This window comes from Nocardia sp. NBC_00508 (genome assembly GCF_036346875.1).
Taxonomy (GTDB): Bacteria; Actinomycetota; Actinomycetes; order Mycobacteriales; family Mycobacteriaceae; genus Nocardia.
Map to the genome: position 1 here is coordinate 4,672,306 of NZ_CP107852.1, position 25,639 is coordinate 4,697,944.

The window sequence follows — 25,639 nt, forward strand, 5'->3', positions numbered from 1 at the left end:
GGAAGCAGCAATGACAGCGGATGACGAGCCGTGGGAGATTCCCCCGCTCGATGACGCTCCGGATATCGCGCGCGACCCTGCACCGCAATCCGGGGCGGCATTGGCCGACACCAAGAACTGGCCAGGATACGGGCTATTACTGGTCGCGGCGGTGGTCGCGATCGGCGCCGCGGCGCTCGCGGGGTGGGGGTCCGACCGCGGCGCGACCATGGCGACGATCGTCGCCGCTGTCTTCCTGGTGGTAGGCGTGACCCTTGTTGTGCTGGAACGAGTGCGTGCACGCAGCCGACGAAACGCTGAGCACACCATAGTGCGCTCTGGGCGCTGACAATCGATCTCGCGCCGCGCCGTTTTCCGGCCGCGTGCGCCGCGATGCCGTCCAGCACGCCAACCGCTACCGGGTGCCGTGACCCTCGCAGGCCGTGAGCGCGGTGTTCTTGGTGGCGTTGAACCGGTCGATCGCCGCGTTCAGGGTGTCGGTGTCCGCGCGACGGTCCAGCGTGTCGGCCAGGGCGATGGTGTTGTCGTGGTATGCGCGCAGCGGGTCGGCGACCGCGGACGGCACCTCTCTGGTGACCTCCTGATCCACCGAGCGCGCATTGTCGCGCAGTGTCGTGACGGCGTGGTCGGCTTTGCCGTTCGTGTCGGGGTCGTTGCGGCCTTTGGCGTTGCTGGCGTCGATGTAGTCGTTGAACGCGCGCACCGAGCTGCCGTTCGCGGTGAGGAAGGCGTCACAAGCCGAGTCCGTCGCGCGCTCGGCGGCCGCGGCCCGCGACGACGACGCCGCGGCCACCGAAGAGGTGACCTCCGAGACGTACGCGGTCAGATCGGTCTCGTTGACCTGCGCGGTACCGGAAACCTGCTGTGCGCAGGCACCGATGATCAACACGCCCGCCGCGGTGACCATCGCGGCGGCCATCAGGCCCGCACGTTCCAGTCGTCGCATAGTCGGTCCCACACTCCCCTCGGCACGTCCGGCTGGGACAAGAGGAACGGAGCCGGACAGTCCGACGGTACTTGCCGCGCATGAGCGTCGCGCGGCCGCGCCGATATCGATGGTCAACCGATATCGGCGCGGCGCTCATTCAGTTCTGGCCGAGCATGGTGCGCATCTGGTCGATCTCCGCCTTTTGCGCCGAGATGATCGCGCGAGCGAGCGCTTGCGCGTCCGAGTTCATGCCGTCGGCGAGTTCGGTCTCGGCCATCGCGATGGCGCCCGTGTGGTGCTCGATCATCATGGTCATCCACTGGCGGTCGAAATCCGGGCCGGATGCCGCTTGCAAGGCCGCCAGCTGTTCGGCGGACATCAGGCCGGGCATGGGTGTGCTCGGCATATCGTGGCCCTGGTGTTCCTCGCCCATGGTGGGGGCGGGCTGGCCGAAGCTTTGCAGCAGAGCGGTGATCTGCTGCATCTCGGGCGCTTGTGCTTGCTCGATCGATGCGGCGAGCGCGCGCAATTGCTGATTGTCGGTGTGGCCGGGCACCAGCCGGGCCATTTCGACGGCCTGCGCATGATGCGGGTACATCATCTGCAGAAACGTCACGTCGGCATCGTTGTGCTCAGCGCGCGCCGGCGCGCTCGTGTTCGCGGTTGTCGAGGTGCCGTGCTCTGTGGTGTGCCCGGTATCGGCGTCGCCGCATCCGGCGAGGCTCAGCGCGGCAGCCGTGGCGACGGCGATGGCCAGGCGGTTCGGGGTGATGAACATGAATGTGCTCCTTGGGAAATGGGGAGTCCTATGGCGGAGTGGACAACGCCGCGACCGTGGTTCGGACACACGGACGCGGCGGACCTGTCAGATCCGCAGAATCGCCAGTTCGGCCAAGGTGAGCACGGTCCACGGGGGTGGTCGTTCCCGCCGCGGACGCCAGTGCCGCGACAGCGCCACGCCACTGTGTGCGCGATCGGCCGCCATTCGGTAGAGCAGCACCAACCCGGCCAGTGCCGCGAGGACGACCAGGATGAACACGCAACTGTGGATCCCGCTGTGCGCGCTGCCGCACCCACCCCCGGCGCAATCGGGTTCCGGCACCCCGCTCGCCGCGAAGACCGCTGTGACAGCCCGCGCGGCATGCGTCCCCGGGGGCGAGCTCTCGGCGTCCTCGATGGTTTGTCCGGGACCGCCCGCCACCCTTGTGACGAGCTCGCCCGCCGATCGGACGGATCCGCCGTTGCCGGATCGTGCCCCTTCGTCCGCCCGGTGCAGGTCGTGGCCGGGCACAGTGCCGTTATCGCTTGGTCGTCCCCAGACGAGTTCGGTGCGAATCCGTACGTCCGACTCGATCCGATGATGTGGTCGAGTCTCGTCCGAACCGAGCGGAGCGCCGTCGTGGTTCGGCAGTGTCCAGACGGGCTCGGCGCGAGTCCGGCCGTTATCCAGGTTGTTTCGATGGTATGGCCGAGGCTCGTCGGTTCGGTGCTGCAGTCGAGTCTTGTCGCCGGTCACGGCGCGGGCGATATCCACCGTGGCGGTAACGGCCGCACTGAATCTCGCGGCCGTAGCCCGCACGGGATCGGGCACGGGGTCCGATATCCCGGGGCGCGCCGGGTTCGTGCCGTGCACTGCGGTGGCATGGCCGGAGACCGCGAAGACGGCCGAGTGCATGGCGACGATCCCGGCGAGCAACGCAAGCACACCGAGCGGCCGGGCGAACCCGGCGGCGCGGAACATGCGGCATTGGACCACGAGCGCCGAGTCTAGTGGCCCTCGATCCGTCCCGCCCACATACCCCTTGGGTGTACCGGTATCGGTCTACGGGCTGGCGATGTCCACGACCAGCCTGGTCGGATTGGACAGCGTGGTGACGCTGAACGCGGGCCGGTCGGCTCGCACGCCGATGAACGACTGAGCGGCGCCTTCGAACACTGTGGACCGGTAGACACCCGCGACGCCTGGCACAGCCGGGTCGACGGCGGGGTCGGGGCCCGCGTACGGCGTCACGCCACTGTCGAAGGGGTAGGCCGAGCCGAGGATGCGCACCTCGAGAATCGACTGGCCCGCCACGTCGACTTGTCTGCCACTGCCGTCCTGCACGGCCTGGTCGGTGTATCGGACGAGCCAGCCGGGTGCGCCGACCCCGCCGAGTTCGTAGACCACGCGATCGACGCCGGGTTGGCGGCCGAGGCGGATGTCGGTGACCGTCAGCGCGGCGTCGCCGGAAGCCGTGCCCTGCTTGGGTGTGGCGTCCTGCGGCGCAGCGGGCGGACCGGCGGGCGGCGTCGCGGCCTGCGTGCCGGTGACCGATGCGACCGGTAGTCCCGGGGTCGATTCGCCATCACCGCAGCCCCCGAGCAGTACCGTCGCGACCGCGACCGTCAGCACCATCCAGTTGCGCATGGAGCCGATGCTACTCAGGGGGCGGCGCAGGATGGCGTAATCAGAGCTTGTCGTTGTTGATTCGCCGTCGGGTGGCTGTGGGACGAACTTCGCCATGATCGAATGGCGTCGGCGAGACAATTGGGCTCAGCAGGAAATACTGCCCGATCGCTACTTCCTGTTCTCCGGCGGCGCACCGGGTCTGTCCAGCGTGACGCGTCCGCCGGTGTCAAGTCGGGTGACAGGTGCGACGGCCGGGTGGACTCGATCGTGCCCGGGTTTCCGCTGTGCCGCGTTGGCCCGGTAGTTCGATTGGCGAGCAGCATCTTTCGCCGATTTTGCCGGGTTCTCGGTACAGCAGCGGATTCCGCGCATCGGGCGATACGCCGAGAAGCGACCGACCCGATTGGGCGGCGTGGGTCGACGGCGCAGCCGATCTCGCGTACCGCGCGTTCCACCCTCGATGGCGCGATTTCGTAACCGCTCGAGTCGGGTCGGCAATTGCGCCGTCGACACCGTGCACTCACTTGCCGATGCGCAGTCGTGTGTTCTCTCCGTCTCCCGAATTCGGTTGGTCCACGAGATCGGCACGCAGCGGCCGCACGGTTTCTCGGCTCCGCGTCGAATCACTATGTGCCGGTGTGTCGCACAGCGCGGATCGTGGCGCCGGAAACGCGATGAGGCCGATTGGACGGGGTGGGCGCGACCATTCGGCAACGATCTAGCACACTTGAGGCGTGGGACATGTCGAGGACGTACTGAGCCGATTGCGGCGGTATCCGGACGTGGAGGCGCTGAACCTCTACGCCGTGGATGCCGCTGATCGGCTGATCCTCGACGTCGCCGCCGATGCCCTGGCGACCGCCGATAGCGGCAAGGTAGCCGTTATCGGTGACAGTTACGGCGCGCTGACCCTCGGCGCCATCGCCGGGCATGATGTGAACGGCGTGCGGGTGCACCAGGATCTGCTCACCGGGGAACTCGCCCTTGCCAACAACGCCCGCGCGCTCGGCCTATCGGACCGCTACACCACACATCCCCTCGGCGCCGAGTTGCTGGGTGATGCCCGAGTGGTGTTGCTCCGCTTGCCGCGAGTGTTGGCCGGGCTGGCCGAAATCGCCGACGCCATCGCCCGATACGCCGATCCGGACGTCGAGGTGTTCGCGGGCGGCCGGGACAAGTATCTGACCAAGTCGATGAACGACGTTCTGGCCCAGTCGTTCTCCGAAGTGCGCGCCAGCCGCGGCAAGCAGAAGTCGCGCACCCTCCTGGTGGCCGGGGCCAAACCGGTGGGTGTCCCGCCGTTCCCGGTGCGCGAACGGCTCGACGAATTGGGTCTCGAGGTGGTCGCGCACGGTGCCGCCTTCTCCGGCGCCCGCCTCGACATCGGAACCAGATTCCTGCTCGAACATCTGAAATTGATGAAGCCGGACGCCCGCGACGCGATCGACCTCGGCTGCGGCACCGGCATCTTGGCCGTGGCGCTGGCCACGGCGCGGCCGGGGATCACGGTGGTCGCCACCGATCAATCCGCCGCCGCGGTCGCGTCGGCGCGGGCCACCGCCGCTGCGAACGGTGTCGCCGACCGCGTGTGCGTCGCACGCGACGACGCGATGTCGTCGGCCGCGGACAACAGCGCCGATCTGGTGCTGTGCAATCCGCCGTTCCACGTCGGCGCGGCGGTGCACACCGGATCGGCGATCAAGATGTTCGCAGAGACCGGGCGGGTGCTGCGCCCGGGCGGCGAACTGTGGACCGTGTACAACTCGCACCTCAACTATCGCGCCGTGGTCGAACGTATGGTGGGCCGGACCGAGGTGGTCGGCCGCAACCGGAAATTCACGGTGACTCGGTCCGTGCGTGGCCTGCACGACCCGCGGCAGCGGTAGAGTCCGAATTGTCTGGCTCAGTGAGTTTCCCAGGGAACTCGCCGCGGACGACAAACGTTGGATAAAACAGTTGGATATCGAGGAAATCACCTCGATGAACAGCGGCAACGACTCCAGAAAGGGAAGCCGTGCGTACCACGAGCAATCCGGTTTTCAGGAACCTGCCCAGGCAGGAGGGCAGTGGCTACGCCAACTTCGGTTCCGGCGTGACCACCGCGGGACAATACGGCCAGCCGTACGGCCAATACCCGCCGCACCAGCAGCCTTATCCGCCGCAGGCCCCGCCCACCACCAGGGCGATGACCATCGACGACGTGGTGACCAAGACGGGCATCACCCTCGCGGTGCTGGCCCTGTCCGCGATCGTCTCCTACGGCCTCACCAACGCGAACACGTCGCTCGCGCCGCTGTTCGTGATCGTCGGTGGCTTGGTCGGCCTGGTGCTGGTCCTGATCGCTACGTTCGCGAACAAGATGGACAACCCGGTCCTCGTGCTGTCCTACGCGGTCGCCGAGGGTCTCTTCCTCGGTGCGCTGTCGTTCATGTTCACCAATATCGAGTTCGGCGGGGTCGGCGGTAGCGCGCTGATCGGGCAGGCGGTGCTCGGTACGTTCGGTGTCTTCGCGGGCATGCTCGTGGTCTACAAGACCGGCGCCATCCGGGTGACGCCGCGGTTCACCAGGATCATCGTCGGCGCCATGATCGGCATCCTGGTGCTCATGCTCGGCAACCTGGTCGCCGGCTTCTTCATCTCCGGCGGTCTGGGGCTGCGTGACGGCGGCCCGCTGGCGATCGTCTTCAGCCTGGTGGTCATCGCCATCGCCGCGTTCAGCTTCCTGCTCGACTTCGACGCCGCGGACCAGCTGATCCGCGCGCAGGCGCCGGAGCGGGCGGCCTGGGGCGTCGCCCTCGGCCTGACCGTCACCCTGGTCTGGCTCTACATCGAGATCCTGCGACTGCTGAGTTACTTCCAGAACGACTAGCCGCACCGCGCAAGGGCGGCCGCCGGATCATCCGGCGGCCGCCCTTGTGGCATCTCAGCTCAGGCGTTCGATGACCATCGCCATGCCCTGGCCGCCGCCGACGCACATGGTCTCCAGACCGAACTGCTTGTCGTAGGTCTGCAGGTTGTTGATCAGCGTGGTGGTGATCCGGGCGCCGGTCATGCCGAACGGGTGGCCCAGCGCGATCGCGCCGCCGGAGACGTTCAGCTTGTCCTCGTCGATCTTCAGCTCCCGCGCGGAGCCGAGCACCTGCACCGCGAACGCCTCGTTGATCTCGACCAGGTCGATGTCATCGATGGTCTTGCCCGCCAGCGCCAGCGCGCGCTTGCACGCCTCGATCGGCCCGAGGCCCATGATCTCCGGCGACAAGCCGGACACGCCGGTGGACACGATGCGCGCCAGCGGCGTCAGCCCCAGCTCCTCGGCCTTGGTGTCGCTCATGATGACCAGCGCGGCCGCGCCGTCGTTCAGCGGGCAGCAGTTGCCGGCGGTGATGGTGCCATCCGGGCGGAACACCGGCTTCAGCCCGGCGACCGCCTCGTAGGTGACGCCGGCGCGCGGGCCGTCGTCCGTGCTGACCACCGTGCCGTCCGGCAGTGTCACCGGGATGATCTCCCGCTCGAAGAAGCCGTTCTTGATCGCCTCTTCGGCCCGGTTCTGCGAGCGCACACCCCATCGGTCCTGCTCCTCGCGGGTGATGCCGGTGAACGAGGCGACGTTCTCGGCGGTCTGGCCCATCGCGATGTAGGCGTCGGGGAGCAGGCCGTCCTCGCGCGGGTCGTGCCAGATGCCCGCGCCGCCCTCAGCGGTCTTGGCGGTGCGTTCCTGTGCCGCGGTGAACAGGGGATTCTGGGTGTTCGGCCAGCTGTCGGCCGAACCGGTCACGTAGCGGGAGACGGTTTCGACGCCTGCGGAGATGAATACGTCGCCCTCGCCCGCCTTGATCGCGTGGAACGCCATCCGGGTGGACTGCAGCGACGACGCGCAGTAGCGGTGCACGGTGGTGCCGGGCACGAAGTCGTAGCCGAGCTGCACGGCGACGATGCGGGCGATGTTGAAGCCCTGCTCACCGCCGGGCGAGCCGCAGCCGAGGATCAGGTCGTCGATCTGGGCCGGGTCCAGGGCAGGCACCTTGTCGAGCGCTGCCCGCACAATCTGCGTGGTCAGATCGTCGGGCCGCAGGTCGACCAGCGAACCCTTGCGGGCCCTGCCGATCGGGGAGCGTGCGGTCGAAACGATGACGGCCTCGGGCATGAGGACTCCTTTGTGGGACGGTCGTGGCGAACCCTTTTTGTACTTACTCGCGGATTCGTATCGAATTTACGTCCTGTCGCGGTGTACCGGAAGCGGGTGTCCCGTCCAGTGCGTCGACCAGCACCGGAAGCAGCTGCGCAGCGGCGAGTTCGTAACCCGCGGCCGAGGGGTGGAATCCGTCGGCGGCGAAGAGGAGCTCGGGCGCGGCGCGGAACTCCGTGGCGAGCAGATACCCCATCGATACCGGATGCCCGCCCGCGACGGTCGTCGCCACGCGCTGCGCCCTGGCCAAGCGGACGCTCCAGTTGTGCACCACGCTCCGCAGCGGCTGCGGGATCGCCGTCACCGTGCCCAGGTTCGGGCAGGTGCCGACCACCACCACCGCGTCGGCGCGGCGCAGCCGGGCCACCGCCGCGGCGAGCCTGCGCGCGGAGGCGCGGATCGAGTGCTTTTTGGTGACGTCGTTGGCGCCGATGAGGATGACCGCGGCGTCCGGCGGCGGACCCGCGACGAACATCGCGTCCACTTGACCGGACAGGCCCTTGGAGGTGGCGCCGGAGATGGCCTTGGTGCTCAGGCGGACTCGCTGCCCGGTCGCGTCGGCGAGGCCGCGGGCCAGACGCACGCCCGGCACCTCGTCGGCCACCACGCAGCCGACGCCCGCCGCGGTGGAGTCGCCGAAGATCATCAGATGCAGGTCGGCGTGTTTGCCGGTGCGCCACGGCTCGGGCTCCACGCAGCCCGCGGTATAGATGCCGTCCGCCTCCGGCGGTTTCGAGGTGTCCCGGCCGATCACGCCGCGCGCGGCGCCCGCTTGGGCCATGAGCAGGCGATACGTCGCCCACCACGCGGTGCCCGCGCCCGAACCGGCGAGCGCGGCCGCGGCACCGGTCATCGCGGCCGTCCGCCAGCGGAACTGAGGTGTGCTCACGCCAGGAATTTTACGAAATCACGCCGATTCGCTCATTCCCGAACGCGTCCGCGGCACCTACCGCAGCCCGAAGCCCGTGTCGGCCCCTCAGGACGCAGATGTCCGGGCCGCCGTCACCGGTTCACCCGGCACCACGAAGGAGCCGCGCGCGGGGACGCTCGCCGCGTTGGTGGAGATGGTGACCTCGATCAAGCCGGGGCCGGTGTCCTGGAACAGCGCGTACTGGATGCTGCCGTAGATGCCGGTGACCACCGTGTTGTCATAGCGGCCGGTCGCGCCCGTGGTGACGTTGCGCCAGGCCACGGTCGTGCGAACCTCGCACAGCGGCGCAAGCGGGTGGCGACCCGGCCCGATGCCCGAGACGGGTGACGCGCGGATATTGAGAATGGCGCGGCCCGGCCACTCGGGACTGGTATCGGCCCAGGTGCGGATGCTGGTCCAGCACAGACCACCATGCGCGAGCGTGGGCACCTCCGGGAATTCGACGGTCGCCGCCTCCGCGCGCGCACCGGATCCGATCACTAGAGCCATCGCCGATCCGGCCAGAATCGCTGCGGCACGGGCGATGTTCGGCTGCCTCATGGCAGCGATCCTAAGGGCGCGAGGGCCGGTTTGCCGGTAGCCCGGACCGGTTGCGTCCGGCGTGCGCGAACTCACAGGTAGTGCGTCTGCAACGATGGGGTCCATGCGCATCGCGGATCATGTCGTGGACCTCATCGGCAACACGCCGCTGGTCCGGTTGAACTCGGTCGTCGGACCGGACGCGGGGCTGGTGGCGGCCAAGATCGAATACCTCAACCCGGGCGGAAGCGCCAAGGACCGGATCGCGGTGAAGATGATCGACGCCGCGGAGAAGTCCGGCGAGCTGCGCCCCGGCGGCACCATCGTCGAGCCCACCTCCGGCAACACCGGCGTCGGTCTGGCGCTGGTCGCGCAGCAGCGCGGCTACAAGTGCGTGTTCGTCTGCCCGGACAAGGTCAGCGAGGACAAGCGCAACGTGCTGCGCGCCTACGGCGCCGAGGTCGTCGTCTGCCCGACCGCCGTGCCGCCGGACCACCCGAACAGCTACTACAGCGTCTCCGACCGCCTGGTTCGCGAGATCGATGGCGCGTGGAAGCCCGACCAGTACTCCAACCCCGGCGGCCCGGACAGCCACTACGCGACCACCGGACCGGAGATCTGGCGCGACACCGATGGCAAGGTGACCCACTTCGTGGCGGGCGTCGGCACCGGCGGCACCATTACCGGCACCGGCCGCTACCTCAAGGAGGTCTCCGGCGGGAAGGTGCAGATCATCGGTGCCGACCCGGAGGGCTCGGTGTACTCCGGCGGCACCGGACGGCCATACCTGGTCGAGGGCGTCGGCGAAGACTTCTGGCCGTCCGCCTACGACCCCGCCGTGCCGGACGAGATCATCGCGGTGTCCGACGCCGATTCCTTCGAGATGACCCGCAGGCTGGCTCGCGAGGAGGGCCTGCTGGTCGGCGGTTCGTGCGGCATGGCGGTGGTCGCGGCCATCGAGGTGGCGCGGCGTGATCCCGAGGCGGTGGTCGTGGTGCTGCTGCCCGACGGCGGACGCGGCTACCTGTCGAAGATCTTCAACGACGAGTGGATGAGTTCCTACGGCTTCCTCCGCGAACGGCTGGACGGCGCAGCCGAACCGCTCGTGGGTGACGTGCTGCGTGGCAAGTCCGGTGCGCTGCCCGACCTGGTGCACACCCATCCGTCGGAGACGCTGCGCGACGCCATCGAGATCTTGCGCGAGTACGGCGTGTCACAGATGCCCGTGGTCGGCGCCGAGCCGCCGGTGATGGCGGGCGAGGTCGCGGGCAGCGTGTCCGAGCGCGACCTGCTGTCGGCGGTCTTCGAAGGCCGCGCGAACCTGACCGACTCGGTGGCCAAGCACATGAGCCCCTCGTTCCCGCTGATCGGCTCGGGCGAGCCCATCTCCGCCGCGACCAAAGCGCTCTCCGACACCGACGCGCTCATGGTCGTCGAGGACGGCAAGCCCGTCGGCGTCATCACCCGCCACGACCTGCTCGGCTTCCTCAGCATGGGCCAGATCGGAAAGTAAACGAGCACACCGGGCCACCCGATCGACCGATGGCGCCCCGCCGTGTGAGCCGGTGCCGCAGAACTCGCACGGTTGGGCGGGGCCGATCCGGCGCGGCGGCCTCTGCCTGCCTCTGTGCGCTTTCCATGCAGAACTCGCGACGGGCACCCGATGACGTCGAGTTCGATCGACGGTCCCGGTGACCGCAGCTCAGTGGGTTCCGGCTGTCTCGTCAGGCTAAGCCGGTCGCCTGCCGCGCACCGTTTCGCGCACGCCGACGGTGATCAGGTCGGTCCACTCGTCGGCTAGCAGAGCCAGCCGGTACCAGGCGGCGTGCACCCGGTCGTCGGAGACCTTCTCGGCGGTGTGCAGGAGGTGGCTGGCGTGGACGTGGGCCGCGGCCATGCGATCGACTGTGGCGCCGAGAGATTCGGCGCGCAGGTGATCGGTCGATCGCCTGCGGGGCAGTCGGTCGAGCAGCCACGCATCGATAGCGGCGACCAGTTCGGCACGGCGGCAGTCGATTCCGGCGGCGGCCAGCGGATCGGTGTGCCGCTGCCGGTGCAGCGTGGCCAGCGTCGCGGCCCAGACGAGCAGGGGATGTTCGTCGTCCGAGTCGCTCGGATGGCCGCCGAAGGCGGCGACGAGCTCGCGCTGATCCGGCAATGGCCGGGCCGCGCCGCGCGGGTGCCGCGGCAGGTGGTCACGCACGAACATGGCAGGCTCCCAGCGCATTCGGAACCGACAACCGTGCGCTACGGTCGATCGACAAGGTGTGCATCGTGCACCTCCGATGGAGTGGCGGTGGAGGCATCGCCCAAATGCCGGGTCCTCGTTCAGTGTGAGCACCGCCCTTGGCGTGCCGGTGACACTCACATGGCACCGAAATGACTAAACGTGACAATTGCTTAACCACGGCGTCACGCCACTCGGTGAGCTCATCCCGGATGTCAGCTCAGCTCCGCTCAGTAGGCAATTCTTCGCACCGGCTGTGCCGTGGCGGGCTACGCCGCGGTTTGCGAGGGCTGTCGCCCGGCGAACGGGCGGGGTGCTCGGCTCATGCCGTCGCGAGGGCGGCCCGGAGGACTCGCTCGGTGACCGATCGCCGAAGCCACGCGCGGTCGATTCCGGTGATCTCGCCGCACCGGCGCGGTCGAACGAGGCCGGGTGTACCGGGCAGGCGTCCTCGGTGCGCTGTCGCCGATGGTGGCTCGGCATTCTCCGAGTCCCGGCCATTGCAGCCGACCGCGGTGAGCAGGGCGCCGTAGAACACTGCGCGGCAGTCGGCCTCGGACGGCCCGATCCATTCGGCTGAGTCGGCGGTAACGATGGCCGGACCGGTGGTGCGTGACAGTTCCGCGAGCGTCTCGGCGCAGTGCGCTGATGGTATGCGCCGACAGCGGTCGCTCCGCGTGACTGCGCAGCCCAATCCCTTTCTCCGGGAGCGTCATCCGAGTTCGCAGGAGTCTGTCGCGGATTCCGTGTACTGCCGGGTCCAGGCTTGGTGAGAGACGCCGCAAAGGATCGAATCAAAGAAATGGCAATTTACCCGCAAATGGCAGATTCGAGAGATTTCATGAGGGTATGTCCTGGCTGGACATAACCGGGGCAAACAGTCACGGTGTCATCGCATAGCGGAGGAATGGGCATGCATACCTCTAGTCTGGCCATCGATTTTCAGGACGGGTTGTCGGACGCATGGGCCTCCATCGCCACGTTCGTACCCAAGCTGGCCGGCTTCCTCGTCATCCTGCTCATCGGCTGGCTCGTCGCGAAGGCGGTGGCGAAGATCGTCGACACAGTGTTGGAGCGGGTCGGGTTCGACCGGGCGGTCGAGCGCGGCGGGGTACAGCGGATGCTCGAGCACAGCAAATACGACGCCTCCGACATCCTGGCGAAGCTGGCGTACTACGCGATTCTGCTGATCACTCTGCAGCTCGGCTTCGGCGTCTTCGGCCCGAACCCGGTCAGCGACCTGATCGGGGGCATCGTCGCCTGGCTGCCGAGGGCGGCGGTCGCGATCGTCATCGTGGTGATCGCGGGCGCGATCGCCAGTGCCGTGCGCGACATGGTGAGCAACATGCTCGGCGGCCTGTCCTACGGCCCGATGCTCGGTCGGATCGCGGCGGTGTTCGTCTGGGGTGTCGGTATCGTGGCGGCCCTGCACCAGATCGGCGTTGCCACGGCGGTCACCATGCCGATTCTCATCGCGGTGCTCGCCACCGTCGGTGGCATCTTGGTGGTCGGTGTCGGCGGCGGCATGATCCGCCCGATGCAGCAGCGCTGGGAGAACTGGATCAGCGGCTTGGAGCGGGAGATCCCCGCGGCCAGGGGACACGCCGAGGCCTACCGACGCGGCCGTGAGGACGCCGCCCGCGAGCAGATGCTGATGGATCAGCAGGCCGCCCGGGGGCAGCAGCCCACGCGCGCCGCAGAGCAGTGGGAGCAGCAGCCCGTCGGCGGCCCGGCGCAGCAATGGCAGCCGGGTGCGCAGGGTCAGCCGGGCGGGCAGGGCATGCCTGGACGGCCGGGCATGCCTGGACAGCCGGGCATGCAGGGTAGGCCGGTACAGCCGGGTCCGCAGGGCATGCCTGGACAGCCGGGCCCGCAGGGTAGGCCGACACGGCCGGGTGCGCAGGGTCAGCCGGGTGCGCAGGGTCAGCCGGGTGCGCAGGGTCAGCCGGGTGCGCAGGGACAGCCCGGTCCGCAGGGGCAACCGGGCGCGCAGGGGCAGCAATGGGAACAGCCGGGGAGGCGCGGCCCGGGGCAGCAGTGGGGCCAAGGGCCGACACCGGGTAGTGGCAAGCCGCAGCCCGGCGGCTACCGGGATCACCTCGACGAAGGTGATGCGCCCTAGGCCGCCATCCGCATTGTGGAGTGCGTCCGTCGCGGGAGTCCCTGCGGCGGACGCACGCGTCCCAGCAACTCGCTCAGTGCAAGTGTGACGGCGCGGACTCGGCGGGGTTGCGCATGCCGTGCAGGCATACTCCAGCCAAGCGCAAGTGAATCCAGTCCGCCTCGGCCCAGTCGAGGACATCCGCTGGAACCGTGTCACGCGTCCCAGGGCCGTCCGGCAGGCCGTCGATGTACCGCTCAGCGGACGACGCCTCCCGCGCCTGATCGAGTAGCCCACGCGCATAACCTGCGAGCAGCACGGTGGCCGGGACATTGGTCGCATCCGGCACGCCGTGCTGGAGGATGTCGCGCACGGCAGCGGCATGCTGGTCCAGCGCCGCCGACAGCGCGGGGAGCAGCGCCGCAGCGGCGAGTGCGGGCGCCCCGTGCGTCTGGTGGAGGCGATTCAAAGTCCTGCGCGCCGACACTTCGAGCATCGCGGGGCCGAGAAAAAACATCGTCACATGCTAGCAATCGCCCAGAATTTATCAAATCGTGACTTCGGCAGCGCTTCAATCGCCGGTTGAGATCAGACGCAGCAAACTCGTTTATGGAAAGTCAGCGGAAAGCATTCGCGTCGGTCAAAGCCTTGCCGAGCACCAGTTGGTGCACCTCCGCGGTGCCCTCGTAGGTGAGTACCGACTCCAGATTGTTCGCATGCCGCAGCACGGGGTAGTCGAGCGTGATGCCGTTGGCGCCGAGAATGGTGCGGCACTCGCGAGCGATCGCGATGGCCTCGCGCGTGCTGTTCAGCTTGCCCGCACTCACCTGCTCGGGCGTCACCACGCCGCGGTCTTTCAGCCGCCCGATGTGCAGCGCGAGCAGTTGGCCCTTGCCGAACTCCAGCGCCATGTCGGCCAGTTTGGCCTGGGTGAGCTGGTAGGCGGCGAGCGGCTTGTCGAACACTTCGCGGGTCCTGGCGTATTCGATCGTCGTCGCCAGGCAGTCGCGGGCCGCGCCGAGCGCGCCGAAGATGATGCCGAAGCGCGCCTCGCTCAGGCAGGCGAGCGGCGAGGCCAGTCCACGTGACCCCGGCAGCGCCGCGTCGGCGGGCAGGCGAACGTCGTCGAAGTCCAATTCGGCGGTGATCGACGCGCGCAGCGACAGCTTGCGATGCATCTCCCGCGCCGCGAATCCGGGCGTGCCCGCGGGAACCAGGAACCCGCGGATCACCTGCTTGCCCTCGTCCTCGGTCTGCGCCCAGACCACCGCGACGTCGGCTATCGATCCGTTGGTGATCCACATCTTGGAGCCGTTCAGCACCCAGTCCGCGCCGTCGCGCTTCGCCCTGGTCCGCATGCCGCCCGGGTTGGAGCCGAAATCGGGTTCGGTCAGTCCGAAGCAGCCGAGCGCGCGGCCCGCGGCGAGTTCCGGGAGCCACTGCTGCTTCTGCTCCTCCGAGCCGTACTTGTGGATCGCGGTCATCGCCAGCGAACCTTGCACCGAGACCATGCTGCGCACCCCGGAGTCGACCGCCTCCAGTTCTTGGCAGGCCAGGCCGTACGCGGTCGCCGACATGCCCGCACAGCCGTAGCCGTCCAGATGCATGCCGAGCAGTCCGAGCCGGCCCAGCTCCGGTGCCAGCTCGCGAGCCGGGAACGTGCCCGCCTCGAACCAGTCCGCGATGTGCGGGCGCAGGCGCTGTGCCGCGAAGGCCGCGACGGTGTCCCGGATCTCGCGCTCGTCCTCGGACAGCAGTGCATCGGTGGCGAACAGTTCTTCGACAGTGACCATGGACTCAGCGTAAACGGGCGTCGTACCGGTGAGACCGAGCTCACGTCGCCGCGTGCGGCACAAGATTTCCGGCGCGAGCATGGCCTGCACGTAATTCGATCGGCGTGAGCGTCCAGAACCCGCGATCCCGGCGCGCCGACCGTTCGCATACCAGACATTTCCCCCCGATGAGCCTACCGGGACAATTGCCCGGGAATCGCCCGATTAGGCTGAGCCCCATGAGCCAGCTGGGATTCTCCACACGTGCCGTGCACGCCGGATTCGAACCCGATCCGCAAACCGGCGCGGTGAATGTGCCCATCTACGCGAGTTCGACGTTCGCCCAGGACGGCGTGGGCGGGTTGCGTGGCGGTTTCGAGTACGCCCGCACCGGCAACCCGACGCGCTCGGTGCTGGAGGCGAACCTCGCCGCGCTGGAATCGGGCCGCTACGGCCGGGCGTTCGCCTCGGGCATGGCCGCCACCGACTGTGCGCTGCGTGCCACGCTGCGCCCCGGCGATCACATCGTGATCCCCGATGACGCCTACGGCGGCACCTTCCGGCTGATCGACAAGGTCTTCAGCCAGTGGGGCATCGAGCACTCGCCCGCACACGTGTTCAACGTCGACGAGATGCGCGCCGCGATCCGGCCGAACACCAAGCTGGTGTGGATCGAGACCCCGACCAACCCGCTGCTGAGCATCGGCGATATCCCCGCCCTTGCCGACGTGGCGCACGCCGCGGGCGCGAAGCTGGTGGTCGACAACACCTTCGCCACCCCTTACCTGCAACAACCGCTGCTGCTCGGCGCCGACATCGTGGTGCACTCCACCACCAAGTACCTCGGTGGCCACTCCGACGTGATCGGCGGCGCGCTGATCACCGACGATCCGGAACTCGACGCGGCCTTTGCGTTCCTGCAGAACGGCGCGGGCGCGGTGCCCGGCCCGTTCGACGCCTTCCTCACTCTGCGCGGCACCAAGACCCTCGCGCTGCGGATGGACCGGCACTGCGACAACGCCGAAACCCTCGCGGAATTCCTGTCCCGGCACCCCGCCATCTCCCAGGTGATCTACCCCGGCCTGCCGGAGCACCCCGGCCATGCCGTCGCCGACAAGCAGATGCGGCGATTCGGCGGGATGATCTCGGTACGCCTGCACGGTGACGTCGAGGCCGCGCGCAAATTCTGCTCGCGGACCGAGGTGTTCACCCTCGCCGAATCCCTGGGCGGCGTCGAGTCGCTGATCGAGCATCCGGCCGCGATGACGCACGCGTCCACCGAGGGCTCCGACTTGGAGGTACCCGCGGATCTGGTGCGGCTGTCGGTCGGTATCGAGGATGTCAGCGACCTGCTCGCGGACGTCGAACAGGCACTGAGCTAGGTTCACGGACATGACGAAGCGGCCGCACCCGATGATCGGGCGCGGCCGCTGGTGTCCGCGGAGGTATCGGCCGGGCAGAGCGCCGCGGCCGCAAGCATCAGCTGTGGTAAGGCTCGGCGCTGAGCAGGGTGACCTTCATGGTGTTGCCGTTCGGCAGCGTGTATTCCCTGGTCTCGCCCACCTTGGCATTGATGAGCGCGCCGCCGAGCGGGGAGTTCGGCGAGTAGGTCTCCAGCTTGGAATCGCGCAGGCCCTCTTCACGGGTGGCGATCAGGAAGGTTTCGGTGTCCGTCTCGTCGCCGTCGTAGTAGACCTTGACGACCGACCCGGGAAGCGCGATGCCGGATTTGGTGGGTGCAACGCCGACCTTGGCGTTGTTCAGCAGCTCCTGCAGTTGGCGGATGCGCGCCTCCTGCTGACCCTGCTCCTCGCGCGCGGCGTGGTACCCGCCGTTCTCCTTGAGATCGCCTTCTTCGCGGCGTTCGTTGATCTCGGCGGCGATGACCGGACGGTTGGCGATGAGCGCGTCGAGTTCGCTCTTGAGCCTGTCGTGCGACTCCGGGGTCAGCCAGGTCACTTGCGTCTCAGTCATCTCGATCACTCCCTAGTAGTTGTTCCCGGCAGGCCGGGATTCCCTGAGCACTGGCGGATACCCACTCGGGAGCAGGCACGCGCCAGTCGACGGCTAGAGCGATCCTGGGAAGTTCATCGAACCCCGACAGGCCCTGGTTGCGGGCAAGCTCGCAAGCCCGAACCGTCAGCGCTGGCCGCCAATGCAGCAAACACGGCTCCGAGCCCCGGAACCGTGTATCACGCCATTTTAGCATGATTCATAAATCTGCAGGTCGGAGTTGATTTCGTGGGCAGGTCGGGGGCGAACGCGCGGAAATCAGCCAGCTCGGAGATAGCCGGGCACCTGATCACTACAGGCGTAGATGCTGCCCGATGCCGGTCGCGCGGACGCGCGGACGGTGGTGGTCAGCTCCACCGTTCCGCTGCTTGAGGGCTCGACGAGCACTTCGCGGCGGCCTAGTTCGGAACCGTCGCGCGCCATCGCGCGCACGAAGCACACCACCGGCCGCGCGGGATCGGCACGGGTGACCTTGAGCCGGATGGTCATGGTCGAGTCATCGACCACGGTGTAACCGAGCTGCTCGGCCTCGATGTCGTCCGGGCCGTACTTCTGATAGCCGAGGTAGGCGACACCGAGCCCTGCGAGCACCACCAGCGCGCCGAGGACCGGCGCCGGCCAGCGCCGCCGTACCGGGGGGCGCGTTCCGTACCGGTCGGCGGGCGGTCCGCTCGGGGCGGCCTTCGCGCCGTCGCCGTTCTCCGGCGCAGGTTCGCTCATTGGGGCACCATCCCTTCTGCAGCCCGAACAGTTAGGGTTGTTGTCTCTCGGTTCCGGTGGGTGCATGGCCTTCGTCGCGTGCCATTTGATGGCCAGCATGAGTTCTGCCAGCCCCACCGGGCCGAGGGCCGCGGACCGGCGTCAGGGACATGCCCCGCAGAGGGCCGATCAATGAGCTTCCGGCGGCGGCCCTCGCTTCCGAGGAGGCAGTTCATCGACCTCGAGGGAGCACACCTGTGGCGTTCGCCGGCTGGGACTGGGGCAGCACCACTCACGACGTGACCGTGATCGACGATGCCGGTGGCAAGATCGAACGCTTCCCGGTGCCGCATACTGAAGACGGCATCGCTCGCGCGTTGGCACGGCTGGCCTGCTACGGCGGGCCCGGTGAGTTGCCGGTGGCAATCGAGACCACCCGCGGGCTGGTCGTGGACCGGCTGCTGACCGCCGGGCATCCGGTGATTCCGGTGCACCCCAACGCTTTTCATGCCGCTCGCCCCCGTTGGGGCGCCGCCCGCGCCAAGAACGATCCCGGCGATGGGTTCAAGCTGGCCGACTACGCCCGCACCGACGGCCACCGGCTGCCGGTACTGGCCCCGACCCTGCCGCAAACGCTCGAACTGCAGGCATTGACCCGTCAGCGCGGCGACCACCTGGGCATGCGCATCGCCGCGGTCAATCAACTCGCCGCGCTGCTGGACACGCACTGGCCCGGAGGCAGGACGATCTTCGCCAGCCTGCACTCGCCGATCGCGCTGGCGTTCCTGGACCGCTACCCGAGCCCGCAGGCCGCTGCTGGGCTCACCGCGGCCCGCCTCGAGGCGTTCTGCCGCCGCCACCACTACAGCGGCCGCCGTCCCGGCACCGAGCTGCTCGCCCGGCTGCGCGAGGCACCCACATCGGCCAGCAGGCTCGGCGAGCCGGTCATCGCGCAGCTGGTCCGCGCCCAGACCGGGCTCGTCCGCTCGATCCAAACCAGCATCGACGCACTCGACGCCGTGATCGCCGACGCTCTCGCCGCACACCCCTACGCCAGATTGCTGGCCGATCTGCCCCGCGTCGGCACACTGAACCTGGCCCAGATCATCGGCGAGGTCGGCCCAATCCTGGAGCGCGCCAACAGCTTCGATCAACTCGCCGCCGAAACCGGCATCGCCCCGGTCACCCGCTCCTCCGGCAAAATCCACACCGTCGCCTTCCGCCACGCCACCAACCAGCGAGCCAGACAAGCCTTGGTGACCTGGATCGACAACAGCCGCCGCGCCAGCGACTGGGCAGACCAGCGCTACACCGCCGCCCGCGCCCGCGGCCAACGACACCCCCACGCCATCCGCACCCTCGGCCGCGCCTGGCTGCGCATCATCTGGGCTTGCTGGCGCACCAAAACCTGCTACGACCCCACCAAAAAACAACCGACTCAACAACCGATCGCCGCATAGGGGTTGACTCAGGGAACTCATGCCTGCGCCTCGCTGGCGCTCGGCTCCGGCACGAGCGAGGGCTCGGCTGTGTCGATTGTTCGCTCGCTGCGCTCGCTCATTGGGGCACCATCCCTTCTGCAGCCCGAACAGTTAGGGTTGTTGTCTCTCGGTTCCGGTGGGTGCATGGCCTTCGTCGCGTGCCATTTGATGGCCAGCATGAGTTCTGCCAGCCCCACCGGGCCGAGGGCCGCGGACCGGCGTCAGGGACATGCCCCGCAGAGGGCCGATCAATGAGCTTCCGGCGGCGGCCCTCGCTTCCGAGGAGGCAGTTCATCGACCTCGAGGGAGCACACCTGTGGCGTTCGCCGGCTGGGACTGGGGCAGCACCACTCACGACGTGACCGTGATCGACGATGCCGGTGGCAAGATCGAACGCTTCCCGGTGCCGCATACTGAAGACGGCATCGCTCGCGCGTTGGCACGGCTGGCCTGCTACGGCGGGCCCGGTGAGTTGCCGGTGGCAATCGAGACCACCCGCGGGCTGGTCGTGGACCGGCTGCTGACCGCCGGGCATCCGGTGATTCCGGTGCACCCCAACGCTTTTCATGCCGCTCGCCCCCGTTGGGGCGCCGCCCGCGCCAAGAACGATCCCGGCGATGGGTTCAAGCTGGCCGACTACGCCCGCACCGACGGCCACCGGCTGCCGGTACTGGCCCCGACCCTGCCGCAAACGCTCGAACTGCAGGCATTGACCCGTCAGCGCGGCGACCACCTGGGCATGCGCATCGCCGCGGTCAATCAACTCGCCGCGCTGCTGGACACGCACTGGCCCGGAGGCAGGACGATCTTCGCCAGCCTGCACTCGCCGATCGCGCTGGCGTTCCTGGACCGCTACCCGAGCCCGCAGGCCGCTGCTGGGCTCACCGCGGCCCGCCTCGAGGCGTTCTGCCGCCGCCACCACTACAGCGGCCGCCGTCCCGGCACCGAGCTGCTCGCCCGGCTGCGCGAGGCACCCACATCGGCCAGCAGGCTCGGCGAGCCGGTCATCGCGCAGCTGGTCCGCGCCCAGACCGGGCTCGTCCGCTCGATCCAAACCAGCATCGACGCACTCGACGCCGTGATCGCCGACGCTCTCGCCGCACACCCCTACGCCAGATTGCTGGCCGATCTGCCCCGCGTCGGCACACTGAACCTGGCCCAGATCATCGGCGAGGTCGGCCCAATCCTGGAGCGCGCCAACAGCTTCGATCAACTCGCCGCCGAAACCGGCATCGCCCCGGTCACCCGCTCCTCCGGCAAAATCCACACCGTCGCCTTCCGCCACGCCACCAACCAGCGAGCCAGACAAGCCTTGGTGACCTGGATCGACAACAGCCGCCGCGCCAGCGACTGGGCAGACCAGCGCTACACCGCCGCCCGCGCCCGCGGCCAACGACACCCCCACGCCATCCGCACCCTCGGCCGCGCCTGGCTGCGCATCATCTGGGCTTGCTGGCGCACCAAAACCTGCTACGACCCCACCAAAAAACAACCGACTCAACAACCGATCGCCGCATAGGGGTTGACTCAGGGAACTCATGCCTGCGCCTCGCTGGCGTTCGGCTCCGACACGAGCGAGGGCTCGGCTGTGTCGATTGTTCGCTCGCTGCGCTCGCTCATGAACTCGTCGCTCTCGGGGGGTACGTCGGAACAAAGATGGGTCGAATGGAACTATAGGTAACGAAGCCCCGACACCCGCGAGCGAGAGCGACGGTGAACGAGACGTGAGTGGCCTTCGCCTCATGGCGGTGCACGCCCACCCAGACGACGAATCCAGCAAGGGTGCCGCGACGACCGCCCGCTATGCCGACGAAGGACATGAGGTCCTCGTCGTCACGCTGACCGGCGGAGAACGCGGAAGCATCCTGAACCCGGCCATGGACACCCCTGGCGTCCTGGAGCGGATCGACGAGATCCGCCGCGAGGAGATGGACGCCGCGGCCCGCGCGCTCGGTGTGCGCCAGCACTGGCTCGGTTTCGTCGACTCGGGACTGCCGGAGGGCGATCCGCTGCCGCCGCTGCCCGAGGGCTGCTTCGCGCTGGTTCCGCTGGAGGAGGCCACCGAGGCGCTGGTCCGCGTGGTGCGCGAGTTCAAGCCGCATGTGATCACCACCTACGACGAGACCGGCGGCTACCCGCATCCCGACCACATCCGCTGCCACGAGGTCTCGATGGCCGCATTCGAGGCCGCGGGCGACCCCGAGCGCTTCCCCGACGCGGGCGAGCCGTGGACGCCGCTGAAGTTGTACTACGACCACGGGTTCAACATGCGGCGGATGGAGTTGTTCGCCGAGGAGTACGAGCGTCTCGGCGAACCGTTCCCGCTGCAGGAGTGGCTGGACCGGATGCGCAAGTACGCCGCCGAGCGCGGTGACGTGGTCTCCCGGATCACCACGCAGATCGAATGCGCCAAATACTTCGCGCAGCGCGACGACGCCTTGCGCGCGCACGCGACGCAGATCGACCCGAACGGCGCGTTCTTCGCCATTCCGCTGGAAATGCAGCAGCGGTTGTGGCCGACCGAGGAGTTCGAGCTGGCCAAGACCCGGGTGCGCACCGCGCTGCCGGAGACCGACCTGTTCGCGGGCATCGAGGACGAGCGGTCGTGACGCTGGTCCTGCTCGCCCAGACGCCAGGCACCCCGACCGGACCGGAATTCGGCAAGGCCTCGCCGCTGGGGCTCGTCATCGTCCTGATCCTGCTCGTGGGCACCTTCCTGCTGATCCGGTCGATGAACCGGCACATCAAGGGCTTGCCCGCGACTTTCGAGCCCGAGCACCCCGAACCGGATCAGGAGGCCGACGAGGGGACCGAGCACGGCGTCACGCGCCGCGCGGAGGAGACCGAGGGCGCCGACCCCGATGGTCGCGCCGAGTCGAGCTGAAACCCTCGCTGAGCTGCGCTCTGTTACCTTTCCGCGCTCTCGTTCGTCAATGAGGCAGTCGCGGCACGATCCACGGCCTGATGGCCGAAACCCTCGATCGTTGCTCGCGTCTCACTTCGATACGAACGCGAGAGTCAGGACAGAGCAAATGACATTCGACGAACTGCGTGGTGCGCTGCCGGGCCGCGTGCTGCTGCCCGGTGACGAGGGCTTCGGGAACGCGGCCCGGCCGTGGACGACGACGGTCGTTCAGCCGGTGGCCGCGGTGGTGCACGCCGCCGATGCGTACGACGTCGCGGCCGTCGTCCAGTACGCGCGCGGTACCGGTGTTCCGGTAGTCACCCAACCGACCGGGCACGGCGCCGCGGGTGGGGTCGCGGACGCGATTCTGCTGCGCACGGGACAGCTGGACAGTATCGACATCGACCCCGCACGGCGGGTGGCGCGGGTCGGCGCGGGCGTGAGCTGGGGCCGGGTGCAGGCCGCCGCCGGGACGCACGGGCTGACCGGGCTCGCGGGCAGCAACCCGGCGGTCGGCGTGACGGGCTACACCCTGGGCGGCGGGATGAGCTGGCTCAGCCGCAAACACGGCTGGGCTTCGGACGCGGTGCGTGCGTTCGAGGTCGTCGACGCCGATGGCATGCGCCGCCGGGTCACGGCCGAGAACGATCCGGATCTGTTCTGGTCGCTGCGCGGCGGCGGTGGCGACTTCGCGGTGGTCACCGCACTGGAATTCGATCTGTTTCCGGCGCCGGAGCTGTTCGGTGGCCGCATCTTGTGGCCTGCGACCCGAATTCGCGAGGTCTTCGAGGCGTTCCAGGAGATCACCGCGTCGGCCCCGGACGAGTTGACCGTCTGGTTCCAGCGCCTTCAGATCCCGGACGCGCCGCCCATGGTCGGGGTGGACACGGTGTACCTCGGCGACCCGGAGCAAGGCCGCAGCCTGCTCACCCGGCTCGACGCCATCGGGGATCCGATCATCGACAAGCGCGGGGTTTTCGGACCCGCCGACATCGGCGCGATTACCGGCGAGCCCACCGATCCGAGCCCCTCGCTGTCGCGTGCCGAGCAGCTGATCGATCTCGGCGACGCCGTGATCAAGACCTTGATCGACGAGCCGGTCGCCCCGCTGGCCAACCTGCAGATCCGTCACCTGGGCGGGGCGCTGGCCGAGCGCCGCGCGGACGGCGGTGCGTGCGGCCCGGTCGCCGAGCCGTATCTGCTCTACTGCCTCGGGCTGGGGCTCCCGCACCTCGCCGGGGCCGTCAAGGCCCGGCGCACGGCGATAGTCGACGCGTTGAGCGGCCAGATCAGCGGACGGAAGCCGTACACCTTCCTCACGCCCGACGAAAACGCCTCCGCCGCATTCGATTCCGCGACACTGGCCCGACTGGGCGAGATCAAGCGCGCTCGGGACCCGCACGGCGTCATCCGGGCCAACTACCCTGTGCTCGGGTAGTTGCCGCGGGTCGCGTATCGGCGGGTGGTGACGGACAGCTGCGGGGCCGGAAAGTGGTCTCGGCCCCGCATCGGTCGTCGTAGCGAAGCGCCCGCCGATTTCGCAGCGGGAGGTGCAATGGGAGTTGTGGTGCACCCGTTGTCACCGCTGGATGTGGGAGATCGTTTGCGAGCCCGAATTCGGTTGCCGCGTATTGTTTTTCTCGGCTCCCACGCAGCTAGTTATTTTCGCCGTCGCGCGGAAGCGTCCTGCTGGCAACCATTTTGCGCAATATGGTGTTCGCAATACCGCACGTCGGTCGGTGTCCTGTGTTACCAATTCAGCCAAACCGCTCGACCGAAGGAACATCATGGACAACGTGATCGGACAGATCGACCGTGCACTCGATGCGACCGGAGCGATCGTCGCCGCCGTGGAAGAGGCGGGCCTGGCCGCGCCTACGCCGTGCCGGGACTGGGATGTGCGGGCCGTCCTCAACCACACCGTGGGCGGCATGCACATCTTCGCGGCTGCGCTGAGCGGTACAGATGCGGGCGCCGAACACGATTCCGATTGGCTGGGCGGTGACCCGCAGGGCGCCTACGCCGCGGCGGCGGAGGTCGATCGCGCCGCGTGGCACCGGCCGGACGCGCTGGATGGCACGGTGGGCATTTCGCTGGGTGAACTGCCGGGCCCCGCGGCGGCACTGGTGCATCTGACCGAAGTTCTCGTCCACGGTGTCGACATCGCGGTGGCCATCGACCGGACGGATCTTGCCGACGACGAGCTCTGCGGCGAATTGCTCGCGACCATGCGCGCGATGGGCGGCATCGATTCCTTCCGGGCGCGGGGTGCTTTCGGGCCGGAAGTCATTGTCGCCGAGGAAGAACCGGCGCACCGTCGACTCTTGGCCTACGTCGGCCGCGAGATGTTGGCCCGGACGCCGTAGTCCGCACCTGCGAATCCACGAGGGCCGGGCTCACCGTCGCCCCCGCCTGGTCCCGAGATCTACCCCGAACCTCGAGCCGATGCGCCAGCGTGCCAAAGTATTGCCAGGGTTTGACCGAGCCGACCATTCGCCCGCCGCGACAGTGAAGCGGTCTCCCCGAGCGCGGGGAGCGCCGGCAGTCACGAGCGCCCGGAGGGGCGGGACCTGCCACACACCTGCTGAAAGGCGCCCCGACGAATGCCGAGAACGATTCTCTATCCCTCAGATGAGCAGATACGAATCCTGACGGCGAGATTGCTCGACCTGTATGCGGATTCGGCTTCCATGTTCTTCGGCCTGACCCTGATGGGGCTGGATCAGGTCGGTGTCATGATGCAGCCGATACCGCCGACGGACGAACCGCCGATTCAAGACTTGGCGACACTGACCTTCTCGCGTGCCCCTCGTGCGACGTTATGGGGTTTCGGCTACCGCGACGAAATACTGGCCGAACGCGACGGCGAATCGGCCGAAGCGATGGCCGCGTGGACCGCCGACGCGCGGGGCAACATGTGGACGGCCCTACAGTTCCTGGACCAGCCGGACGCGGACCCGGTGGTGACCTTCCGCCCGGCCGACGAAGGCCGCCCGGACCAGGAGGCGATCATGCTGGAGCTGTGGGTCGCGGCAGTCGCTCTCGCCGCGATCTGAGGGACGTCGTAGCCGCGACCGAGCGCGCCATTTGCCTCGCCGTGGTGGCGCACGGTGCACGCCGAGTGCTTCCAGCTGGGCGGCCCGGGCGGGATCGAGGCTCCCGATGCGGTATTGCTTGCGGCGGGTGGACAGCCAGTTGCCGACGTTAGCTGAACGATCTCCGGACGGTACGACGCGGCGGACCGCTCGCAGTCTGTGCCAGCGACCGCATGTGCTCCAAATTTTCGGTGCCGCCACTGAATTCGAGCATTCTTCGATTCCCGACAGTACCCGCGACGGCTCGGCCTCCCGCTCGGGCTCGCGGGCGCACCGGCCGTCGGGAATCCGAATTCGGGCCGCGGCAGGTGTAGCTGGCCCGGCGACCGGGCATCTATCCAATGCCGCAACGAAAGGCGCGCCGACCTCAGGTACGGTATGGCCCGCCGCGAC

The 25,639-nt window shown here is 68.4% G+C and carries 25 protein-coding genes; 13 read left to right on the forward strand and 12 right to left on the reverse strand.

Annotated features, from left to right (window positions below; genetic code table 11):
- The first annotated feature begins 10 nt into the window (after positions 1-10).
- The gene (locus OHA40_RS20670; RefSeq protein WP_330228542.1) at positions 11-328 is read left to right on the forward strand and encodes a hypothetical protein; all 318 of its coding nucleotides are present in this window, start codon (positions 11-13) and stop codon (positions 326-328) included.
- Positions 329-394: 66 nt separating this feature from the next.
- Here OHA40_RS20670 and OHA40_RS20675 read toward each other — a convergent pair whose 3' ends face one another.
- From OHA40_RS20675 to OHA40_RS20690, 4 genes are all read right to left on the reverse strand, one after another.
- On the reverse strand, positions 395-946 hold the full coding sequence (locus OHA40_RS20675) for a hypothetical protein (RefSeq protein WP_330228543.1): 552 nt from the start codon (positions 944-946) through the stop codon (positions 395-397).
- A gap of 139 nt (positions 947-1,085) precedes the next feature.
- A complete protein-coding gene (locus tag OHA40_RS20680; protein ID WP_330228544.1) occupies positions 1,086-1,706 on the reverse strand; it encodes a DUF305 domain-containing protein in 621 nt (206 codons plus the stop codon).
- An 87-nt stretch (positions 1,707-1,793) separates the two neighbouring features.
- Positions 1,794-2,684, reverse strand: coding sequence for a hypothetical protein (locus OHA40_RS20685; protein WP_330228545.1), 891 nt, complete (start codon positions 2,682-2,684; stop codon positions 1,794-1,796).
- A gap of 66 nt (positions 2,685-2,750) precedes the next feature.
- Positions 2,751-3,335, reverse strand: coding sequence for an AMIN-like domain-containing (lipo)protein (locus OHA40_RS20690; RefSeq protein WP_330228546.1), 585 nt, complete (start codon positions 3,333-3,335; stop codon positions 2,751-2,753).
- A gap of 716 nt (positions 3,336-4,051) precedes the next feature.
- Between OHA40_RS20690 and OHA40_RS20695 the strand changes: the two genes are divergently transcribed.
- A complete protein-coding gene (locus OHA40_RS20695) occupies positions 4,052-5,203 on the forward strand; it encodes a class I SAM-dependent methyltransferase (RefSeq protein ID WP_330228547.1) in 1,152 nt (383 codons plus the stop codon).
- Positions 5,204-5,331: 128 nt separating this feature from the next.
- Positions 5,332-6,186 carry a Bax inhibitor-1/YccA family protein gene (locus OHA40_RS20700; RefSeq protein WP_330228548.1) on the forward strand — a complete coding sequence of 285 codons (855 nt, stop codon included), beginning with the start codon at positions 5,332-5,334 and terminating at the stop codon, positions 6,184-6,186.
- 54 nt (positions 6,187-6,240) lie between these two features.
- Here OHA40_RS20700 and OHA40_RS20705 read toward each other — a convergent pair whose 3' ends face one another.
- The 3 genes from OHA40_RS20705 to OHA40_RS20715 form a co-directional block, all read right to left on the reverse strand.
- Positions 6,241-7,461, reverse strand: coding sequence for an acetyl-CoA C-acetyltransferase (locus OHA40_RS20705; RefSeq protein ID WP_330228549.1), 1,221 nt, complete (start codon positions 7,459-7,461; stop codon positions 6,241-6,243).
- Between the two features lie 43 nt (positions 7,462-7,504).
- On the reverse strand, positions 7,505-8,356 hold the full coding sequence (locus tag OHA40_RS20710; RefSeq protein WP_330234298.1) for an SGNH/GDSL hydrolase family protein: 852 nt from the start codon (positions 8,354-8,356) through the stop codon (positions 7,505-7,507).
- Positions 8,357-8,479: 123 nt separating this feature from the next.
- The gene (locus OHA40_RS20715; RefSeq protein ID WP_330228550.1) at positions 8,480-8,974 is read right to left on the reverse strand and encodes a hypothetical protein; all 495 of its coding nucleotides are present in this window, start codon (positions 8,972-8,974) and stop codon (positions 8,480-8,482) included.
- A 103-nt stretch (positions 8,975-9,077) separates the two neighbouring features.
- Between OHA40_RS20715 and OHA40_RS20720 the strand changes: the two genes are divergently transcribed.
- Entirely contained in the window at positions 9,078-10,466 is a 1,389-nt protein-coding gene (locus OHA40_RS20720) for a cystathionine beta-synthase (RefSeq protein WP_330228551.1), read from the forward strand.
- A 216-nt stretch (positions 10,467-10,682) separates the two neighbouring features.
- Here OHA40_RS20720 and OHA40_RS20725 read toward each other — a convergent pair whose 3' ends face one another.
- The gene (locus OHA40_RS20725) at positions 10,683-11,162 is read right to left on the reverse strand and encodes a DUF4254 domain-containing protein (RefSeq protein ID WP_330228552.1); all 480 of its coding nucleotides are present in this window, start codon (positions 11,160-11,162) and stop codon (positions 10,683-10,685) included.
- Between the two features lie 931 nt (positions 11,163-12,093).
- On the opposite strand from OHA40_RS20725, the gene OHA40_RS20730 reads away from it, so the two are divergent.
- Positions 12,094-13,302 carry a mechanosensitive ion channel family protein gene (locus tag OHA40_RS20730; RefSeq protein WP_330228553.1) on the forward strand — a complete coding sequence of 403 codons (1,209 nt, stop codon included), beginning with the start codon at positions 12,094-12,096 and terminating at the stop codon, positions 13,300-13,302.
- Between the two features lie 73 nt (positions 13,303-13,375).
- Here the strand turns inward: OHA40_RS20730 and OHA40_RS20735 are convergent, their stop codons facing one another.
- Together OHA40_RS20735 and OHA40_RS20740 are read right to left on the reverse strand one after the other, a co-directional pair.
- Entirely contained in the window at positions 13,376-13,798 is a 423-nt protein-coding gene (locus OHA40_RS20735; protein ID WP_330228554.1) for a DUF6401 family natural product biosynthesis protein, read from the reverse strand.
- 100 nt (positions 13,799-13,898) lie between these two features.
- Positions 13,899-15,074, reverse strand: coding sequence for an acyl-CoA dehydrogenase family protein (locus OHA40_RS20740; RefSeq protein ID WP_330228555.1), 1,176 nt, complete (start codon positions 15,072-15,074; stop codon positions 13,899-13,901).
- 218 nt (positions 15,075-15,292) lie between these two features.
- Here OHA40_RS20740 and OHA40_RS20745 point away from each other — a divergent pair, with 218 nt between their 5' ends.
- Entirely contained in the window at positions 15,293-16,435 is a 1,143-nt protein-coding gene (locus OHA40_RS20745) for a cystathionine gamma-synthase (protein ID WP_330228556.1), read from the forward strand.
- A 97-nt stretch (positions 16,436-16,532) separates the two neighbouring features.
- On the opposite strand, the gene greA is transcribed toward OHA40_RS20745, so the two are convergent.
- Positions 16,533-17,027 carry a transcription elongation factor GreA gene (gene greA / locus OHA40_RS20750; protein ID WP_330228557.1) on the reverse strand — a complete coding sequence of 165 codons (495 nt, stop codon included), beginning with the start codon at positions 17,025-17,027 and terminating at the stop codon, positions 16,533-16,535.
- 297 nt (positions 17,028-17,324) lie between these two features.
- The gene (locus OHA40_RS20755; RefSeq protein WP_330228558.1) at positions 17,325-17,786 is read right to left on the reverse strand and encodes a DUF4307 domain-containing protein; all 462 of its coding nucleotides are present in this window, start codon (positions 17,784-17,786) and stop codon (positions 17,325-17,327) included.
- 236 nt (positions 17,787-18,022) lie between these two features.
- On the opposite strand from OHA40_RS20755, the gene OHA40_RS20760 reads away from it, so the two are divergent.
- From OHA40_RS20760 to OHA40_RS20790, 7 genes are all read left to right on the forward strand, one after another.
- A complete protein-coding gene (locus tag OHA40_RS20760; protein ID WP_330228174.1) occupies positions 18,023-19,225 on the forward strand; it encodes an IS110 family transposase in 1,203 nt (400 codons plus the stop codon).
- 337 nt (positions 19,226-19,562) lie between these two features.
- Complete coding sequence (locus OHA40_RS20765; RefSeq protein ID WP_330228174.1) at positions 19,563-20,765, forward strand: IS110 family transposase; 1,203 nt, start codon at positions 19,563-19,565, stop codon at positions 20,763-20,765.
- A gap of 223 nt (positions 20,766-20,988) precedes the next feature.
- A complete protein-coding gene (gene mca / locus OHA40_RS20770) occupies positions 20,989-21,855 on the forward strand; it encodes a mycothiol conjugate amidase Mca (RefSeq protein WP_330234299.1) in 867 nt (288 codons plus the stop codon).
- The gene (locus tag OHA40_RS20775; RefSeq protein WP_330228559.1) at positions 21,852-22,130 is read left to right on the forward strand and encodes a hypothetical protein; all 279 of its coding nucleotides are present in this window, start codon (positions 21,852-21,854) and stop codon (positions 22,128-22,130) included. The genes mca and OHA40_RS20775 overlap by 4 nt, the downstream gene beginning before the upstream one ends.
- Positions 22,131-22,278: 148 nt before the next feature.
- A complete protein-coding gene (locus tag OHA40_RS20780; RefSeq protein ID WP_330228560.1) occupies positions 22,279-23,589 on the forward strand; it encodes an FAD-binding oxidoreductase in 1,311 nt (436 codons plus the stop codon).
- Positions 23,590-23,740: 151 nt separating this feature from the next.
- Positions 23,741-24,517 (forward strand): TIGR03086 family metal-binding protein, encoded by a 777-nt coding sequence (locus OHA40_RS20785; protein ID WP_330228561.1) that lies wholly within the window; start codon positions 23,741-23,743, stop codon positions 24,515-24,517.
- A gap of 237 nt (positions 24,518-24,754) precedes the next feature.
- Positions 24,755-25,207 carry a hypothetical protein gene (locus tag OHA40_RS20790; RefSeq protein WP_330228562.1) on the forward strand — a complete coding sequence of 151 codons (453 nt, stop codon included), beginning with the start codon at positions 24,755-24,757 and terminating at the stop codon, positions 25,205-25,207.
- Positions 25,208-25,639: the final 432 nt, after the last annotated feature.